The sequence below is a fragment of the Roseibium sp. RP-7 genome, assembly GCF_053005225.1.
The window spans coordinates 269876-288339 of record NZ_JBRKQA010000002.1; the positions used below are offsets into that span (position 1 = coordinate 269876).

Below are 18464 nucleotides of genomic sequence, written 5' to 3' on the forward strand. Positions count from 1 at the left end.
GATGAGGTTCTTCGGGCAGGAAAGGATCTTCTCATGATGATCGACACATCGCTGGTCGCCGGGGAAAACGAGACCCGCACAGCCGACCTGAAGCGTGACTATGAAACTCTGGGTGAAAGGCTCGACCGGCGCGGCGTCTCCATCGATGCCATCAAGGCGAAGGTCGCCGCCTATGGCGTCGCGGTGCCGTCCTGGGGTGTCGGCACCGGCGGCACGCGCTTTGCGCGGTTTCCCGGTAAGGGCGAACCACGCCATATCTTCGACAAGCTGGAAGATTGCAGCGTCATCCAGCAGCTTACCCGCGCAACACCAAACGTTTCGCTGCACATTCCCTGGGACAAGGCCGACCCGGCGGAGCTGAAGACCAAGGCAAGTTCGCTCGGGCTTGGCTTTGACGCCATGAACTCCAACACCTTTCAGGATCAGGACGGTCAGCCTCTTTCCTACAAGTTCGGCTCGCTCAGCCATACGGATGCCGGCACGCGCAGGCAGGCTGTCGAACACAATCTGGAATGCATCGAGATCGGCAAGGCCATCGGCTCCAGGGCCCTGACCATCTGGATCGGCGACGGATCGAACTTTCCCGGCCAGGCCAACTTCACACGTCAGTTCGAGCGGTATCTGGACGCGGCAAAAGCCATTTATGCGGAACTGCCGGACGACTGGCGGCTGTTCACCGAGCACAAGATGTATGAGCCGGCTTTCTATTCCACCGTGGTGCAGGACTGGGGCACCAACTACATGATCGCGCAGGAATTGGGAGAGAAGGCCTACTGCCTTGTCGATCTCGGCCACCATGCCCCCAACGCCAATATCGAGATGATCGTTGCCCGGCTGATCCAGTTCGGCAAGCTCGGCGGTTTCCACTTCAACGACAGCAAGTATGGCGATGACGATCTGGATACGGGCTCCATCGACCCGTATCGGTTGTTCCTGGTGTTCAACGAACTGGTGGACGCCGAAACGCGGAAGGCGCCCGGCTTCGACCCGGCGCATATGCTCGACCAGTCTCACAATGTGACCGACCCCATCGAAAGCCTGATGGTCTCCGCCATGGAGGTGCAGCGTGCCTATGCCCAGGCACTGCTGGTCGACAGGTCTGCCCTGGACGGATTTCAGGACACGAATGACGCCCTGATGGCGACAACTACGTTGAAAACTGCTTTCCGCACCGATGTCGAGCCGATCCTGGCCATGGCAAGACTGGAAAACGGCGGCGCTGTCGACCCTGTTGCGGCCTACCGGAGTGCAGGATACCGGCAGAAGGTCGCGGAGATCCGCCCGGAAGTTTCCGGGGCCGGCGGCGGGATCGTCTGACCCAGGAGTATTGACCAGGAAATACCGGCCGGGAGGGTTTCCCCTTCCCGGTCAGACAGAGGCGCGAATGAGCGAGACCAGGGCCTCGACTTCCGGGTCGAATTCATCCTTGTTCGGGATCAAAAGCCCGTATCGGCTCATGTGCTCTTCCAGCCTGACCGGCAGAATGCGGATCAGGCCGTTTTCCTGATAGTAGTCGGCAACCGATTGCGGCAGAACGGCCAGCATGTCGCTTTTTCCGACCGCCAGCGTCGTCATCAGCATCGACGACGTTTCAAGGCCGTAATGCGGTGCGGGCAGATCCGCATGAGCAAAAGCAAGCTCGATCGACATGCGCATCGGGCTGGGCCTTGGCTGAAGGATCCAGCTGAAATCACCAAGGTCCACTAGACTGAGCTGCTTGCTTGGCACCAGAGGATGCGACGGCGCCGCCACGACAGCGAGCCTCTCCTGCCAGAGCGGTTCAAACCGAATACCGGTCATGTCGAGATGTTCCACCGGCCGCCCCAGCACGATATCCAGCGCACCTTCGTTGAGCGCGGAAATGAGATTGTCGGAAGTCGACACCATCAGGCTGATCTGTGGGCCGACATTGGTTTCCATCAGGTTCATCAGAAGCTCGGATACCTGCCCCGGCAAGGCTTCCATGATCGCACCAAGCCGCACCTTGCCATATTCGCCGCGCTGCATCGCCGACAATTGCGCCTTCAGCCGCCCTGTCTCGGAAATGATCTGGCGGGCATGCCGGGCGACCACCACGCCATAGGCCGTTGGTTTCATGCCCCTGGAAAGACGCTCGAACAGCGTGACCCCGAGCGTGTCCTCCACTTCCTTCAAAAGTTTTGTCGCCCCGGGCTGGGAAAGGTTCAGCTCGCGCGCGGATTCATGCAGATTGGTCGTGACTTCCAGGCTCGCCACAAGGGCAAGCTGTTTGAACCGCAGGCGAGACAGGATCGCCATGTCGAAGGTTCCATGCATATCGATCGATCCGCTCAGTCGTTGGCGTACCCGCTTGGCGGTCTCAATCGATACCGGATTTTTTCCTTTCCAGACAGTCAAATACCCGGCCTCATGTCTTTAGGTGGATCAAACGGCGGCTGACCGCCCCGGAGTTCTCCTCACTGCCCCCAGCGCAAAACCAGGGGATCGAGCCGGCGCAGAAGCGTCAGTAGCCTCTCGCGCACCGGCTGCGGCAGCGGGTCGATCGGATGCCGGCAGAAATCGGATTTGATGACACCGCCTTCGACCATCGCCGCCTTGCAGGAGCGCCAGCCGCACAAGCGGTTCTCGTGATTGATGACGGGCAGAACCCGCGCATAGGCATCTGCTGCCTCGTCGGTTTGGCCCGCGTGATAGAGCTCGATGACGGGCTTGATCTGGTCGACGATCATCCCCGAGGTCATCGATCCGCGCGCGCCTGCGTCCAGATCCGCCAGCAACGTGATGCCTTCTTCACCATCAAATGGGCCTTCGATGGCAGGGCCGCCTTCAGCAATGAGAGACCGCAGCTTGTTGGCAGCCTGCGGGCATTCGATCTTGAAGAGCTTCACCATCTCGATCTCGCGGGCCATCTTCACCAGAAGCGGCACCGGCAAGTCGACGCCGGACAGGGGCGCATCCTGGATCATGATCGGAATGCCGACCTCGCCAACGGCAGCGAATTGATCGAACGTCTGCTGGGCGTTCCCTTTCAAAAGAGCACCGTGATAGGGCGGCATCATCATGACAATGGCTGCGCCAAGCGACTTGGCAAGCTGCGCCCGCTCTACCGCGATCCGTGTCGCGAAATGGCTGATCGTGACGATGACAGGAACGCGGCCGTCGATATGCTCGATGCAAAGCCGAGTCAGCAACTCGCGCTCTGCATCCGACAACAGGAACTGCTCGGAGAAATTCGCCAGGATGCAGATGCCGTCCGCGCCCTGGTCGATAAGGCAATCCAGCACGCGGCGCATGCCCGGTTCATCAAGCGAACCGTCTTCGTGAAAGGGTGTCGGGGCGACAGGCCAGATACCGGAATAAGGGGTCATGGGGCTACGTGCTTTTGTCTTTCAGGATAATGGTTGAGCTTCCTGCCCCGGTTCGCTGGCCGGAGCAGGAAACCCGAAAGGTCACTCGGCAATGTCGAAATGCTGGAGATGCTTGTCCGAGATCGTGATGCCGAGGCCGGGCAGATCGTCGTCAAGCTGCAGATAGCCGTCCACGGCTTCCGGGTCGCCTTCGAAGATGTAATAGAAGAGCTCGTTGCCGACCTCGACATCGAACACCGGAAAATACTCGCTGATCGGGCAATTCGTGTTGGCCATGGTCAGATGGTAGTTGTGCATCTGGCCCGCATGGGGAATGACCGGGATCTGGGCAGCTTCGGCAATGGCGTTGATCTTCTGCGCCGCCGTGATGCCGCCAACCCGGTTGGTATCATACTGCAGGATGCTGACGGCCTTGCGGTTGATGAGCTCGGCACAGCCGATCACCGAAAACTCGTGCTCGCCGCCGGAAATCGGCACGATGTTCATAGCATTGAGTTCGGCATACCCGGCAACGTCATCCGCGATCACGGGCTCCTCTAGCCAGCGTGGCTCGTAAGGAGCAAGTTTCGGCAACATGCGCTTGGCATAGTCGAGGTTCCAGCCCATGTAGCATTCCAGCATGAGGTCATTGTCGTAGCCGATGACCTCGCGAACCGCCTCGACCCGCTTCAGGTTTTCCCGCATGCCCGGCATGCCGTCCTTGGGGCCGAAGCCAAAGCGGGACTTGAAGGCCTTGTAGCCGCCCTTCATTGCCTCCTCGGCTTCCTTCTGCATCGCCTCGATCGACCCGGCGTAGAGCTTGGAATAATAAACCGGGATCTTTTCCTTGGTGCGGCCGCCCAGAAGCTTGAAAACCGGCTTGCCGACCAGCTTGCCCATCAGGTCCCAGATCGCGATATCGATGGCCGAGATAGCCGTCATGCCGATCCCCTTGCGCCCCCAGGCGTGGCTGCGCCGGTACATCTTTTCCCAGATGTAGGCATAGTCGAACGGGTCTTCGCCGATCACCAGTGGTGCATACCAGTCGTCGATGGCCTTCTTGACGACCGAGGGAGCCAAGGCGGCGTTGCCGATGCCGATGGTGCCGTCTTCCGTCTCGACTTCGCATGTCAGCCACTGGTGAAAGCGGAAAGAGGACATTGCATCGCCCTTCATCCACAGGGCATCGGAAGCGTTGGTGCAGAAGTTGCCCTGCGGCGGGACCGTCGGACCTTTCCAGGTCCAGACGCGCGTGCGTACGGATTTGATTTTCATATGGTTGATCCACTCAATTGGAAATTCGGGAAGTCCGGCGCCGCGTTCCTATGGCGCAGGCAATGTTCCAGGCGTTGCGCATCGGGCCGACATTGGCCGTTCCCTTGCCGCGAATGTCGAATGCGGTTCCGTGTGCCGGTGTGGTGATCGGGATCGGCAGACCACCCTGCACCGTCACCCCCTGCCAGAAGCCCAGCAGCTTGATCGCGATCTGCCCCTGATCGTGATAGAGCGTCACGATGGCATCGAGTTCCTTGGCGACCGCTTTCAGGAAAATGGTGTCGGAGGGATAAGGCCCTTCCACAGGCAGACCAAGCGTCTTCGCACGTTCGACTGCGGGCGTGATGATCTCGATTTCTTCCGTCCCGAAATTGCCGTTGTCGCCATTGTGCGGATTGAGGCCGCAGACACCGATCCGCGGGCTCTCGAACCCGGCATCCTTCAAGGCCGAATGGATCAGGCGTGCAGCCTCGATAATCTTGTCTTCGGTGATGAGGTCAGCCACATCGCGCAGGGCGATGTGGCTCGTTACCCGGCTGGTCCAGAGACCGTCCATCACGTTGAGTTCCGAGACACTGCCATTGTGGCCCAACCGGTCGGCAAACCAGTGCAGCTCGTCCGACTGGCTCATGCCGGCCGAATGAAGTGATGCCTTGTTGAGCGGGGCAAAGACCAGCGCATCCGCCTTGCCTGCCCGAACCATGTCGACCCCCATGCCAAGCGTTTCCAGGCAATGTGCGCCACCTTCCGCGCTCACCTCGGCACGTTTCCAGCCACCTTCCGGAGCCTTGCCAACTTGCAGGAATGCCGGAACCCCGGACCCTTGCTCGGGAAACGCAGCTGCTGAGACGACCTGATAGTCGAAACGGACACCGGCGATCTCCATGCCGGTTTTCAGCTCTGCCTCGTCTCCAAGGATCAGGATATCCGCCGCCTGGCGGGCTTCCTCTTCGCCGAGAAGCCGGGCGACCAGTTCAGAGCCGATACCCGCCGGATCGCCAAGGGTCAGAACCAAACGCGGTTTGGGCGTCGTCATTGAATAAACTCCGTCAAAGCAAGGGAAACCTGGGGAACGTAGGTCACCAGAAGCAGGATCAGGGCGAGCACGCCGATGAACGGCAGGTTGGCACGGGACGTTTCCCAGATGCCCGCCTTGGCAATCGAGCAGGACGTGATCAGCACCGAGGCGACCGGCGGTGTCTGCTGACCGATTGCAAGGTTGAGTGTCACCATGATGCCGAAATGGATCGGGTCGATGCCAACCGCATTCACCAGCGGCATGACCACCGGCACGACCAGGATGATTGCTGCCGCCCCGTGCAGGAACATGCCGAGCACCAGCAAGAGCAGGTTGAGCAAGGCCAGCACGATGAAGGGATTGGTGGTCAGTTCGGTGATCTGCGCGGCCAATTGCTGCGGCACCTGGGCCTGCGTCAGGAACAGCCCCAGCGCGGCGGATGTTGCCACCAGCAGCATGACCACACCCGTCTGGCTGATACCTTCCAGCATGGTCTTGCGCAGGCGCCGGACATCGAGATCCCGGTAGATGAACAGGCCGATCACCAACGCCGCCAGTACCGCCAGCCCGGCGCCTTCCGTTGCCGTCACGATACCGGAGAATATGCCGCCCAGGATGATCACCGGCATGGTGAGCGCCCAGAACGCTTCCCGGAAGGTCCTGGCAACGTGGCGAAGGTCGAAGCCTTCGGCGCGCGGCAGGTTGTAGCGAACCGCCAGAATGTAGGTGACGATCATCAGCAGTCCGCCGCCGAGAACGCCCGGAACGATACCGGCTACGAACAGCTTCAGCACCGAAGTTTCGGCAATTGCACCATAAAGGATCATGGGAATGGACGGCGGAATGATGATGGCAAGGGACGCCGAAGACGAAGTGATTGCCGCCGCAAGCGTCCGGGAATAGCCGCGTTTCTTCATTTCCGGGATCAGCACTGTACCGGTGGCGGCCACATCGGCCACGGCTGACCCGGAAATTTCGGCAAAGACCATCGAGACACCGATGTTGACCATGCCCAGCCCGCCCCGGACAAAGCCGATGAGAGCAGTGACAAAGTTGATCAGCCTGACGGAAATGCCTGACGTGTTCATCAGGTTGCCGGCAAGGATGAACAGCGGGATAGCGATCAGCGGAAAGGAGGTCGAACCCGAATAGAGCGCGATGGCCATGTCGTAGAGCCGGTCCGTACCCGAAGTCAGGACGAACCCACCGAGAGCGACAATCCCGATTGCCACGGCAATCGGCACGTTGATCAGGATCAGTCCGATAAGGACGATTGTTGTCAGAAGAAGGATCATCGCGTGCCCTCCCGTGCGTGCATGGCCTGGGCCTCTTCTTCAGCCTCGGCAATTGCGTGTTCGATTTCCGCGTGTTCCCGATCAACCCCGGCGGCAGCATCGCGCAGAGTGCGTGGCAGCGTCAGCAACGTTCCGATGATCATGAGACCTGAGGTGATGGGGATAACCGATTGCACGATGTCGAGCGTCATCCACGGAAGGCTGAGGAGTGAATCCCACTTGGCAACCGCCAGAACCGCATAGCCGTACCAGGCAACAATTGCGAAGAAGGCGATGACGAGCAGTTCCGAAAAGGCTGTCAAGGCCACCGCCAGCCCTCTCGGCATGGCAGTCACCAGGCCGGAAAAGGACATGTGATGCCGCATGAAGACAGCGTAGGTCGCGCCGAAGTAGGTCAACCACGCCAGCATCACGCTGGCCAGTTCGTCGTACCAGGACGGCGAAGCCCCCAGGTAGCGCATTGTCGTCGAGTAGATGACCGCTCCCGTCAAGGCGAGCAGAAGTGCGATGCAGACAGCCTCGATTGCGCGCAACAAAAGGCGCTCGAACAAAGCAATCATGGCTCCTCCCAGAGAAATTGCCGGCCGGTTGACCCGGCCGGCTGTTTTGTCAGTGTCTTGTTTGATCAGTCGGCAAGGCTCTGCGCCAGCCCCACCAGCTTGTCGCCACCCTCAACCTTCGCTGCAAAGGCTTCGTAGATCGGCGCAGACGCTGCGATGAAAGCGGACTTGTCGGCCTCGTTCACCTCGACCCCGGCGGCACGCACCTTGTCGACCAGCTCCTTGTCCGCAGTCTCGCCTTCATTGAGCGACCAGTCCTGCACCGAAGCTGCAACTTCGGATACGGCCGTCTTGACGTTTTCCGGCAGCTTGCCCCAGGTTCCGGCACCCGTCGTCAGGTAGGTCGGCGAATAGACGTGGCCTGTCAGGCTGAGATACTTCTGAACTTCCTGGAAATTGGCGCCGACAATGTTGGTGAGCGGATTTTCCTGCCCGTCCATCGTGCCGGTCTGCAGGGCCACGAACACTTCCGAAAATGCCATCGGCGTCGGGTTGGAGCCCCATTCCTTGAACATCGCGACACGCCACTCGGAAGACGGTGTTCGGATCTTCAGCCCGTCCAGGTCGGCCGGTGTGTTGATCGGGCGGGAGTTGTTCGTGATCTGGCGGAACCCGTTTTCCCAGGTCGAAATCACGTGAAGACCGGCGGCTTCAGCCTTGGGAGCCAGTTCCGTCTTGACCAGATTGGCGTCGATGGCCTTCAGGTGCTCGCGATCCTTGACGAGGAACGGCATGTCGAACAGGGCGAATTCCGGCGCCACGTTGGTCATGATGGACGAAATCAGGGTGAACTGCACGGTGCCGAGACGCAGCTTCTGCATCAGCTCCTTCTCGTCGCCCAGCTGCGCGTCGGCATAGAATTCGACCTTGTCGGCATCGCCGAGACGCGCCTGCAGCTCCTCGGCAAACTTCTGCGCGCTGCGGCCCTGCAAGCTGTTGGAAGCCGCGCCAACGGCAACGATGTAGGTCTCGGCCTGCGCGGGCAGCGCACCGAAAGCAAAGACGGACGCGAGCAGGCCTGCACAAAGGCCCTTGTGTATCTTGTTCATTGATGTCTCCTCCACTTGACGGGACCGACGACCGGCGACGGACGTCAACTCCCACCTAAGGGAACCTAGTGAAAGTCCGTTGCCAAGAATAATGGGAAGACAGGATCGACCGATAACCAAATGGAATTGATCACACCTGTTGCGAAAACCATGAGAGCAAGTACCAGCGACAGCTGCAAGCCCGATAACGGCGGTTTTCGCCCCTTGTCCCAAGCCGAAATGCAGCGCTCTGTAGCCTGATCAACCGAACTTTGGCACAGTCTGGCACTGCCAGAAATCAACCGGAAGGCCCATGGCGTGAAAGCCCAGTATGTGGAACTGATCGACGCTGTCGCGACCCTTGGAAGCCTGGCGGCCGCCGCGAAGGTCCTTGGAAAATCTCAGCCTGCAATCACCAAGGCGTTGAAGAAGATCGAGGGCGATCTCGGCGTTGTTCTGTTTCACCGGGTGCCGAGCGGCATCGTGCCCACGCTGGAAGGCCAGACGGTCATCGATCGTTGCCGCCGTATCCAGAGCGACCTGAAAAAGCTTTCGGAAGATGTCGCCCAGTCACGCGGGCAATATGTCGGCATGATTTCGGTCGTGGTCTCACCGCTGGCCGCGCTCAAGATCATTCCGCCTGTGCTGCGCCGGTTTCAGAACCGGTTTCCGGGCATCGAGCTGAACATCACCGGAGGCCACGCCCCGAAGGCCTTTCACGCGCTGAGGTCGGGCGAAGCGGATTTCGTCATCGGCCCGGCTCCTGACGGACAGCCCAAGGCAGGGCTTCATGTCGAACCGCTGCTGACGACATCGGTGACCTTCCTTGCGGGCCAGCAGTCCTACCTGAAGGACCTTTCAAAACCGCAGGACCTGTTGAACGCACGTTGGGCCGTTATCGGCCCGAGCAGCCGCCGCCCTCTTTTTCAGGACTTCTTCCGCCTGCACGGCCTGCAAGGGCCCGCCCCTGTCATCCGCTCCGATTCGATCCTCAGTATCCTGTCCGTTCTGGAACAGTCCGACATCGTCTGTTCGTTTCCATCGCTCATTGTGGACGAGGTCAGGGAACGGTGGTCCGTGACGGCGCTGCCTGTCGACCTGAGCATGCTGACGGTGGATATTGCCCTTACCTGGACCAAGGAAAGGCTGCTGACGCCTGCGGCCCTCGCCTTTGCAGACATCGTTCGCGAAGAAGGCCGCAATTGCGCTCCCCAGACACGAATGGATATAACCTGAAGTTATATCCATGAGTTCGAGTTAATTGAGGGATATACCTCCGGAGTGCTAGTCTTCCCCCCAAGAAGGCCGCAGAAGCGGCACCTTGGGAGGACATCTGAGTGAATATCCTGTTCGTCATGTACGACCAGCTGCGCTTCGACTATCTGAGCTGCGCGGGACACCCTTATCTGCAAACACCGAATTTTGACCGGGTTGCCGCCAGGGGCGTGCGCTTTACCAACGCCTATGTGCAATCCCCCATATGTGGCGCCAGCCGGATGAGCTTCTACACCGGGCGCTATGCGTCCTCCCACGGGGCACAGTGGAATGGCTACCCGCTCCGGGTCGGCGAACACACGCTCGGCGATCACCTGCGCAAGGCCGGCATGGACTGCTGGCTTATCGGCAAGACGCACATGAAGGTGGATACGGAAGGGATGACCCGGCTGGGGCTGTCCCCGGACAGCATCATCGGTGCCCGGCAGGCCGAGTGCGGATTTGATGTCTGGGTGCGGGACGACGGTCTCTGGGGCGAAGGGCCGGACGGCTTTTATGACGAAAAACGTTCGCCTTACAACGAATACCTCAAGTCCCGCGGCTATGCGGGAGAGAACCCCTGGGCGGATTTCGCCAACGCCGGCGTCGAAAACGGCGAGAAGGCGTCCGGCTGGATGTTCGACAATGCGGACAAGCCCGCCAATATCCGCGAGGAAGACAGCGAAACACCCTGGCTGACGACCCGCACGATCGAATTCATCGAACAGGCAACTGCACCCTGGTGCGCGCATGTCAGCTACATCAAGCCCCATTGGCCATACATCGTACCGGCGCCCTACCACGACATGTACGGGCAGAACCACGTTCCCGCTGCGATCCGCGCCGATATCGAGCGCGACAACGCCCACCCTGTCTACGCGGCTTTCATGGCCAACAAGATTGCGGCCGCCTTTCAGCAGGAAGATGTGCGCCGGAAGGTCATCCCCGCCTACATGGGCCTGATCAAGCAATGCGACGACCAGCTCGGCAGGCTCCTGGACTACCTGGAAGAGACCGGCCGGATGGAGGACACGATGATCGTGCTCACCTCCGACCACGGCGATTATCTCGGGGACCACTGGCTCGGCGAAAAGGACCTGTTCCACGAGCCTTCGGTCAAGATCCCGATGATCGTCTACGATCCGCGGTCCGAAGCTGATGCCACAAGAGGCACCACCTGCGACGCACTGGTGGAGGCGATCGACCTTGCCCCGACATTTCTGGAAGCTGTAGGCGGGGTCGAAGCCGGTCACATTCTGGAAGGCCGCAGTCTGAGCCCCTGGCTGCGCGGGAAGACGCCCGACTGGCGAGAGGCGGTCATCAGCGAATACGACTATTCCGTCACCCCCATGTGCGCTTCCCTTGGCGTCAGCACCAAGGATGCCCGTCTCTTCATGGTGTTCGACGGCCGCTACAAGCTGATCCATGCCGAAGGCGGTTTCCGGCCGATGCTGTTCGACCTTGAGAACGACCCGGAAGAATTCCACGATCTGGCCAAGGCCGACGGCCATGAAGCCGAGATCGCCCGCATGTACGACCTACTGGCCCGCTGGGGCCGGCGTATGTCGCAGCGTGTGACGCGGTCGGATGCCGATATCGCCGCCATGCGCGGCAAGTCCGCCCGGCGCGGTATTCTTCCGTTCCTGAAGGATGGGTCGGAAGTGCCGGAGGAACTGACCGAGGCCTATCGCGGCCCTGCCCTGCAGGATCATGTTTCGCCCGAAAAGGGAGGACGTTGAGGTGAGCACGGCAACAGGCGACACCCCGGCTATTGCCCGCAGCGACAAGTGGATTGCCGACTGTCTCGCCGTGCTTTTCGTGCTCGTGATCGTTACCTATGCGGCCTCCGGCCCGATCACGGATTTTGTCCGCTGGTTCATCGAGACCACAACACAAGGCTTCGATGAACTGTCGCGCCGCGATCAGCGCGCTCTGCTTCGCGACCACTGGCTTGGGGCTGGTTACCGCTCGTTCGAACGATCCTTCCTGCTGCCGACCGGGCTGATCATCGGCCTGCCAATCGTCTTTTCCTTTGCCATCTGTCTGCTGACACTGCACCGGGGCCGCGCCTGGCGCTGGCTCAACTGGGCGCTGACGCTGCTTGCGCTCGCCGCCTTTGTGTCCTGGATGCTGAAGATCTTCGCGACTGACGGCGGTGCGCTGCCAAGCGCCAGCCCCATCGACTTCGTGATGTTCCCGATCGCCACCGCCATTACGCTTTATCTGACCTGGCGCATGTTCGGCGGCTTCATCGTCGCCTTCTGCCTGTTCTGGGTGGTCTATTTCTTCATTCGCGGTTACCTGCCGGACTGGACCGGCATTCTGGCCGGATCCGACTCCACATTCGGGCAGAGCCTTCGCGCCATGGTGTTGAACTTCTGGGCCCAGACCGGTGGCCAGTTCGGTCAGCCCCTGCAGGTCGTCTCCGGCAGCGTGCTGATCTTCATCGTTTTCGGTGCGGTGATGATGGCCTCGGGCGCGGGCGACCTGCTGATGAAGATCGCCAACCGGCTCACCGGCGGGCTCGTCGGCGGTGCCGCTCACGCGGCGGTCGCCTCCTCCGCCCTATTCGGCACGCTTTCCGGCGCCGCGATTTCCAACGTGGTCTCCACCGGCGTGATGACCATTCCCGTCATCAAGAAATCCGGCTTCAAGCCGGCCTTTGCCGGGGCTGTGGAAGCTGCCGCTTCCACAGGCGGTCAGATCATGCCGCCGGTGATGGGGGTTGTCGCCTTCTTCGTCGCCGGACAGATCGGGCTGGAATACCGCTACATCGTTGTGGCCGCCATCCTGCCCGCGATCATGTTCTACTTCGCCACCTTCCTGACGGTCTATTTCGAGGCCCGGCGTCTTGGCATCGGGGCCCTGCCGAAAGAGCAACGGCCGCCGCTGACAGGCAAGGAATGGGTGCAGTGCCTCGTGTTTGTCGTGCCACTGGGTGTACTTACCTATTTCCTGTTCAGCCAGCCGTCCGTACCCAAGGCGGGGTTCTACGGCTTTGTTGCCGCCATCGTCTCCGCACTGGTCCTGTTCAGCGAATTCCGGTCCCGCACACGTCTCTGGCAGGCGTTCGTCAACGCGGGTCGCATGGCGGCTACGATCGTCGTCATCGTTACGGCCATCGGACTGATCGTCGGCCTGATCCAGGTGTCCGGTTTTGCCGGTCGCCTTGCACTGTTGCTGACACAGCTTGCCAGCGGGCCGCTGCCGCTCGTACTGGTGGTCGTTGCCCTCGGCGCCATCGTGCTCGGCATGGGTCTGCCGCCTGGCGCAACCTATTTCATCATCGTGATCGCGCTCTCTTCCGGCATTGATGCGGTTGGTATCCCCGAACTGACGCTGCACCTGTTCGTGGTCTTCTTTGCGGTCATGTCCACGGTTACCCCGCCCGTTGCGCTCGCCGCCTTTGCCGCCGCCCCGATTGCCGGGGCCGACCCGATCCGCACGGGTTTCGAAGCGGCCCGGATCGGCATTGCCGGCTTCCTGATCCCCTTTGTCTTCGTCTATCACCCGGCGGTTCTCTACAAGCTGCAGGTGCTGTTCGCCTGGTTCGGCACCGGCGCGCCGGACAGCAAGGCGATGGTCGATCTCGCAACAGTCTCCTGGGGAGCATTCTTCTGGATCATCGCCGCTTTCGCGCTCGCCATGTGGTCGATCGCTTCCGCTTTAGCCGGGTTTGACCGGGGGCGCCTGCCGTACTGGGAGCGTATTTTGCGCATTTGCCTCGGCCTGCTGGTTCTGGTGCCGCACGTGGCCATTGCCGGTGCAGCCGCGGTTCTGATCCTGGCAGACCTCGCCTTTCACGCAATGCGGCACCGAAGCCCAGCCGCCGCGCCCAATCCATCACAATGAAAAGAGCAATTTTCCACGGGAGGACGGAATGAAACGATTTGCCTTTACAGCCCTTGCGGGCCTGATGCTGGCCGGCTCTGCGTCGGCTCAAGACACCACGCTCAAGATGCAGACCATCGAGCCAAGCCTCGGTCAGGCAATCACCATGGCGACCTTCGCCAACATCGTGACGGACAAGCTCGATGATGTTTCCATCGAAGTCGCAGGCGGCGGCGCGGCAACGCTGCACCAGATGGAAACCGCTCGCGGCAATCTCGACATGTACATGATCTCACCCACCATCCACATCCTGATGAGCAACGGTGCGGCCATGTACAAGAACGAGCCGGAAGCCCCGGAACTTGCCAAGAATGTGCAGGTGCTGATGTGGTTCCCTTACGGCCAGTATCACTTCGCCGTTCGTGGTGACAGCGACATCACCGTTCTGGATGACATCGAAGGTGCAACGGTCTTCCTCGGACCGCAAGGTGGCGGTGCGTACAACGCAGCCAAGGGCTGGATCGAGGCCACCACCGGACTTGTCGCCGGCGAGGACTACGACGCCATCAAGGCAAACTGGGCAACCGGCTTCCAGTCCTTCCTGGACGGCAAGGTGGAAATGTATGTCAACGGCTGCATCGACCCGTGCCAGCAGTTCATCCAGTTCACCGAAACCGAGACAGTCCGCTTCATCGGGCCGGAAGACGATCAGGGTGAAGAGGTCGACAAGTTCCTCGGCAAGTTCCGCCAGCGGGCTGAAATTCCGGCAGGTCTCTACGAGAACCAGGTGAATGACGGTCCGGTCATGTCCAACGACACGGCTGTCGGGATCGGTGTGCGTGCGGACCTTGACGAAGAACTCGTCTACCGGATCACCAAGGCCTTCTGGGAAAACCTTGGCAGCATCACAACCGATGCCCCCTGGGCCAAGGCCTTGTCGCCAGACTATGCCGCACAGACACTCGGCACAGCCACGTTCCACCCGGGCGCTGCCCGTTACTACAAGGAAATCGGGGTTCAATAACCGGCGTTAGCCCTGACCGACGAAATGCGGCCCGGCAAATCCACCAAGACCGGGGGTCTCCAGCCGTGAGCGCAGACCCCCGGTAAAGTTGCATCTATCGTTTTTCCGCCAAAACGTTGTACCCTTGTCAAAGCCGGCTGGGGGCAGCGGAAGATACCTGAGACTTTTTACGCGGAAGGTATTGATATGACTGTAACTCTGGATATTCAGCAACCACAGCCGTTTGATCTGGTGGGATCAAGAATACTGATCGCGGGCAATGCGACCGCATTCGAAGGAACCTTGAGCATTCGGGTTTCCGAAGGACACGACGAATATGCCTCCTTTACCCAGGTAGGCTCACTCGGCCTCAAGCAGTTTCAGGGATTTATCGATATCCCGGACACCAACCAGTTTCAACTCAATCGCCTGTTCCTGACCCTGGCCGACGACACCGGCAACGAAAATGGCCCGTCCGTCGTCATCCCTGTCCTGTTCGGCCCCAGGATCCTGGCGGGATACGGTGGCTGGCAGCCCTACACGGTGAAGTCGGGCGATACCCTGACAAAGATCGCGCAAGACCAGTATGGCACTAGCGACTATCAGCCGATCTTCGATGCCAACCAGCACATCCTGAGCAGTCCAAACGTTATTTTCCCGGGTCAGGTTCTTCGAATACCGCGAAACGACATCTGACGCCCGGCATTCGTTGCAAACAAAGGCCGGCAAAAAAAAGGCCCGCCAGAGGCGGGCCTTTCCGTCAAACCGTATTCGGCGCTGATTAGCGCGAATAGAACTCGACCACCAGGTTCGGTTCCATCTGTACCGGGTACGGTACGTCAGAGAAGCCCGGAACGCGGGAGTAGGTCGCGGTCATCTTGTTGTGGTCGACGTCGATATAATCCGGAACATCGCGCTCTGCGGACTGGGTTGCTTCCAGAACCAGGGCGAGCTGCTTGGACTTTTCACGAACTTCGATCACGTCACCCGGACGGATCTGGTAGCTCGAGATGTTGACGCGCTTGCCGTTCACCTTCACGTGGCCGTGGTTGATGAACTGACGTGCTGCGAAAACGGTCGGGACGAACTTCGCACGGTAGACGATGGCGTCCAGACGGCGCTCCAGCAGGCCGATCAGGTTTTCGGAAGTGTCACCCTTCATACGGGACGCTTCAGCATAAACCTTGCGGAACTGCTTTTCGGAAATGTTGCCGTAGTAGCCTTTCAGCTTCTGCTTTGCGCGGAGCTGAACACCGAAGTCGGACAGCTTGCCCTTGCGGCGCTGGCCGTGCTGACCCGGGCCGTATTCACGCTTGTTGGCCGGGCTCTTCGGACGACCCCAGATGTTTTCGCCCATCCGGCGGTCAATTTTGTACTTAACGCTATGGCGCTTCGACATCGCGGTTTCCTTTGAATTCGCGTTGTTATTTAAAAGGAAACGCGCCCTCCTTTATCGTCACAACCCGTCTTGCGACGGAAAGGTCAGATCGACAGGGACCCGGCTAGACGGCGCCGGCCGGATGCCCACGGGTGCGTAGATCCGGAAGACATTGTCTGCCGGACCGCGCGGAGATACAGGCAGAGCCTTGAAATGTCAATCCGGGCACCCGGTCCGCTTCGGAAAAGACCCGCCAAACCCGGCCAATTCTGCTTATTTTGTCGGACAAGCAGGCATATTTAACGGTTCAGATGGAATTCGTTGCCATAATTTATGACGTAGCGTCCACAAAATGGGGAAAACAATGCATACATTTAGAGATTTTTAATTGCAGCTTTTCACTATGCAATCGCCGTTGCAACCATAGCGAATAATATCAGTGCAACGGACTGTTCCGAGACCCCATCAAACAACGGAAGCTTATCGGCCGGACCTCGGCAATAGGATCTAGAATGTCAGCGAATCGTCAACCAGTTCTTCAGACAGTTCCGGAAGCGCCCGGCTTGCTCTGTCGTACGCCGAAGGACACGCTGGCGAAACTGGATTATGCCCTTCAACCGGTCGTCGATATCGGCACCGGTGTTGTTTACGGCTACGAGGCCCAGATCCGGAACTGCGATCTTGTCGGTGCGCAATCTCCTGACGAACTGATCGATTTTGCCCACGCCGAAGGATATCTGCCCCAGTTGGAGGCCCATCTTCTGGCAAAGGCGATGAACCGCTTCGGCAGGTTGAAGATCGCCCAGGGCACCAAACTCTATTTCAAGCTGGATGGACGCGACCTCGGCCAGGACAACGATCCGCGCATGCGGCTGGCAGGCCTTGTGGCGGAAGCCGGCTTGCAGGTGAACCAGATCTGTCTGGAATTTTCCGAGCGGCACCAGCAGACCTTCACCGACGTTACCCACCACGCCGTCAACGACCTGCGCCAGTTGGGTTTCCTGATCGCGCTTGACGATTTCGGCCGGGGCTCTTCCGAGCTGCGTCTGCTGCACGACATGTCGCCCGACTACGTCAAGATCGACCGTTTCTTCCTGAACGGCATCGATTGCGACGCCAGGCGCAAGCTGTTTGTCACCACGGTGGCCAACCTGGCGCACGTGCTGGGCGCAAGGGTGATTGCCGAAGGTGTTGAAACGGAGAGCGAGTTCAAGGCCTGCCGGGAAGCCGGCTGCGACCTGATCCAGGGATACTTCGTCGCCAAGCCCTTCCAGGAAGCTTCTTCCGCCAAGCTCTTTTATGACCATGTGCGCGCGCCGGGTGTCGGCCGCAAGCGCCGGGAGGAGCTGGACCGGATTCGCAACGAGCTGATCAAGGTACCGACCATCCAGTCGAACGCTTCCATGAACGACCTGCTCGACATGGTGGTCCATAACCAGGAGGCCAGTGTGGTTCCGGTTGTGGATGCCAACAACGAGCCGCGCGGCCTGATCCACGAACGCGACCTGAAGGCCTATCTTTATGCGGGCGCACCGGACGACGACGATGCCAAGGCAGCCCTCGATTTCCCGCTGCGCTCTTTTGTGCGCGCCTGCCCGATCGCCGACATTGATTCCAATGCGGACATGCTGCTGGTGACCTTTGCCTCCTCGATCAATTCGGATGGCATCATCATCACCGAGAACTTCCGCTATGCCGGTTTCCTGTCAGCCACCTCTCTTCTGAAGATCATTCACGAAAAGCGTCTTCAGGAAGCGCAGGACCAGAACCCGCTGACCCGCCTGCCGGGCAATGGCGCTATTTCCAGGTTCATTGCCGAAAGCGGGCGCAAGGGCACGTACGACCGGCACATGTGTTATTTCGACTTCGATAACTTCAAGCCGTTCAACGACACCTATGGCTATCGCCAGGGCGACCGGGCGATCATTCTGTTCAGCGAACTGCTGCAGCGCCATATTTCGGGGTCAGGCACGTTTTACGGCCATATCGGCGGCGACGATTTCTTCGCCGGTTTCCAGAATGTCGACCAGACAGATGTTGCTGCGCGCATGCTGGCGCTGAAACGTGCATTCCGCCTGGATGTCGAAAGCTTCTATGAGCCTGAACACCGGGAACGCGGCTTCATCGAAGCCCAGGACCGCTTCGGCACGACGCGGCAGTTCCCGCTGCTGCAGTGTTCCATATCGATCCTCAGCCTGCCCAAGGGCCTGACGCTGCATCCCGATACGCTCAACCACGAGATCATGGAACTGAAGCGCGCAGCCAAGCGCTCCGACGACGGCCTGGCCGTCAAATGCCTGGCTGCGTGAGGCCAAGCCACACTTCTACACTTCTCAGGGAACACGTTGCACGTTCTCACCTGACCGGCGGGACACGGCTCTGAGCGCACCTCTCAAAGGAGGGCACGTTCGGGATGATGCCTTGCGCTGCTGTGTGACTCGGTTCGCGGAAAGATCCGTGCGACCGATGGCCAGGGAAAAAGGCCCGTGCGACTAC

The 18464-nt window shown here is 60.0% G+C and carries 15 protein-coding genes; 7 read left to right on the forward strand and 8 right to left on the reverse strand.

The annotated features are described in order from the left end of the window. Positions 1-33 precede the first annotated feature (33 nt). Complete coding sequence (gene rhaI, locus ACVDG9_RS15905) at positions 34-1317, forward strand: L-rhamnose catabolism isomerase (protein WP_447238436.1); 1284 nt, start codon at positions 34-36, stop codon at positions 1315-1317. 51 nt (positions 1318-1368) lie between these two features. Here rhaI and ACVDG9_RS15910 read toward each other — a convergent pair whose 3' ends face one another. The 7 genes from ACVDG9_RS15910 to ACVDG9_RS15940 form a co-directional block, all read right to left on the reverse strand. Further along, positions 1369-2376 (reverse strand): LysR family transcriptional regulator, encoded by a 1008-nt coding sequence (locus tag ACVDG9_RS15910; protein ID WP_023000849.1) that lies wholly within the window; start codon positions 2374-2376, stop codon positions 1369-1371. Between the two features lie 59 nt (positions 2377-2435). Beyond that, positions 2436-3347 carry a dihydrodipicolinate synthase family protein gene (locus ACVDG9_RS15915; RefSeq protein WP_023000848.1) on the reverse strand — a complete coding sequence of 304 codons (912 nt, stop codon included), beginning with the start codon at positions 3345-3347 and terminating at the stop codon, positions 2436-2438. An 81-nt stretch (positions 3348-3428) separates the two neighbouring features. Continuing rightward, positions 3429-4601, reverse strand: a complete 1173-nt coding sequence (locus ACVDG9_RS15920) for an L-rhamnonate dehydratase (RefSeq protein WP_023000847.1) — start codon at positions 4599-4601, stop codon at positions 3429-3431. 13 nt (positions 4602-4614) lie between these two features. Further along, positions 4615-5637 (reverse strand): 4-hydroxythreonine-4-phosphate dehydrogenase PdxA, encoded by a 1023-nt coding sequence (locus tag ACVDG9_RS15925; RefSeq protein ID WP_447238437.1) that lies wholly within the window; start codon positions 5635-5637, stop codon positions 4615-4617. Further along, on the reverse strand, positions 5634-6914 hold the full coding sequence (locus ACVDG9_RS15930) for a TRAP transporter large permease (protein ID WP_023000845.1): 1281 nt from the start codon (positions 6912-6914) through the stop codon (positions 5634-5636). The genes ACVDG9_RS15925 and ACVDG9_RS15930 overlap by 4 nt, the downstream gene beginning before the upstream one ends. Then, positions 6911-7474 carry a TRAP transporter small permease gene (locus ACVDG9_RS15935; protein ID WP_023000844.1) on the reverse strand — a complete coding sequence of 188 codons (564 nt, stop codon included), beginning with the start codon at positions 7472-7474 and terminating at the stop codon, positions 6911-6913. Before ACVDG9_RS15935 ends, ACVDG9_RS15930 begins: the two co-directional genes overlap by 4 nt. Before the next feature lie 65 nt (positions 7475-7539). Continuing rightward, positions 7540-8523, reverse strand: coding sequence for a TRAP transporter substrate-binding protein (locus ACVDG9_RS15940; RefSeq protein WP_209169534.1), 984 nt, complete (start codon positions 8521-8523; stop codon positions 7540-7542). Between the two features lie 297 nt (positions 8524-8820). Between ACVDG9_RS15940 and ACVDG9_RS15945 the strand changes: the two genes are divergently transcribed. The 5 genes from ACVDG9_RS15945 (at position 8821) to ACVDG9_RS15965 (ending at position 15286) form a co-directional block, all read left to right on the forward strand. Next, positions 8821-9738, forward strand: coding sequence for a LysR family transcriptional regulator (locus ACVDG9_RS15945; protein ID WP_447238438.1), 918 nt, complete (start codon positions 8821-8823; stop codon positions 9736-9738). 101 nt (positions 9739-9839) lie between these two features. Further along, positions 9840-11495: a sulfatase-like hydrolase/transferase gene (locus tag ACVDG9_RS15950; protein WP_447238439.1), complete on the forward strand. Its 1656-nt coding sequence runs from the start codon at positions 9840-9842 to the stop codon at positions 11493-11495. Position 11496: 1 nt separating this feature from the next. Continuing rightward, complete coding sequence (locus tag ACVDG9_RS15955) at positions 11497-13608, forward strand: TRAP transporter permease (protein WP_447238440.1); 2112 nt, start codon at positions 11497-11499, stop codon at positions 13606-13608. Positions 13609-13636: 28 nt separating this feature from the next. Next, positions 13637-14611: a TAXI family TRAP transporter solute-binding subunit gene (locus ACVDG9_RS15960; protein WP_229004258.1), complete on the forward strand. Its 975-nt coding sequence runs from the start codon at positions 13637-13639 to the stop codon at positions 14609-14611. A 186-nt stretch (positions 14612-14797) separates the two neighbouring features. Next, entirely contained in the window at positions 14798-15286 is a 489-nt protein-coding gene (locus ACVDG9_RS15965) for a LysM peptidoglycan-binding domain-containing protein (RefSeq protein WP_447238441.1), read from the forward strand. Between the two features lie 85 nt (positions 15287-15371). Here the strand turns inward: ACVDG9_RS15965 and rpsD are convergent, their stop codons facing one another. Continuing rightward, positions 15372-15989 carry a 30S ribosomal protein S4 gene (rpsD, locus tag ACVDG9_RS15970; protein ID WP_023000837.1) on the reverse strand — a complete coding sequence of 206 codons (618 nt, stop codon included), beginning with the start codon at positions 15987-15989 and terminating at the stop codon, positions 15372-15374. A gap of 491 nt (positions 15990-16480) precedes the next feature. On the opposite strand from rpsD, the gene ACVDG9_RS15975 reads away from it, so the two are divergent. Next, the gene (locus ACVDG9_RS15975; protein ID WP_023000836.1) at positions 16481-18277 is read left to right on the forward strand and encodes an EAL domain-containing protein; all 1797 of its coding nucleotides are present in this window, start codon (positions 16481-16483) and stop codon (positions 18275-18277) included. The last annotated feature ends 187 nt before the right edge of the window (positions 18278-18464 follow it).

Coding starts and splice junctions, on each gene's coding strand:
- ACVDG9_RS15935 (WP_023000844.1), bottom strand. CDS start 7,474: ATGATTGCTTTGTTCGAGCGCCTTTTGTTGCGCGCAATCGAGGCTGTC.
- ACVDG9_RS15960 (WP_229004258.1), top strand. CDS start 13,637: ATGAAACGATTTGCCTTTACAGCCCTTGCGGGCCTGATGCTGGCCGGC.
- ACVDG9_RS15915 (WP_023000848.1), bottom strand. CDS start 3,347: ATGACCCCTTATTCCGGTATCTGGCCTGTCGCCCCGACACCCTTTCAC.
- ACVDG9_RS15920 (WP_023000847.1), bottom strand. CDS start 4,601: ATGAAAATCAAATCCGTACGCACGCGCGTCTGGACCTGGAAAGGTCCG.
- ACVDG9_RS15965 (WP_447238441.1), top strand. CDS start 14,798: ATGACTGTAACTCTGGATATTCAGCAACCACAGCCGTTTGATCTGGTG.
- rpsD (WP_023000837.1), bottom strand. CDS start 15,989: ATGTCGAAGCGCCATAGCGTTAAGTACAAAATTGACCGCCGGATGGGC.
- ACVDG9_RS15940 (WP_209169534.1), bottom strand. CDS start 8,523: ATGAACAAGATACACAAGGGCCTTTGTGCAGGCCTGCTCGCGTCCGTC.
- ACVDG9_RS15925 (WP_447238437.1), bottom strand. CDS start 5,637: ATGACGACGCCCAAACCGCGTTTGGTTCTGACCCTTGGCGATCCGGCG.
- rhaI (WP_447238436.1), top strand. CDS start 34: ATGATGATCGACACATCGCTGGTCGCCGGGGAAAACGAGACCCGCACA.
- ACVDG9_RS15975 (WP_023000836.1), top strand. CDS start 16,481: ATGTCAGCGAATCGTCAACCAGTTCTTCAGACAGTTCCGGAAGCGCCC.
- ACVDG9_RS15930 (WP_023000845.1), bottom strand. CDS start 6,914: ATGATCCTTCTTCTGACAACAATCGTCCTTATCGGACTGATCCTGATC.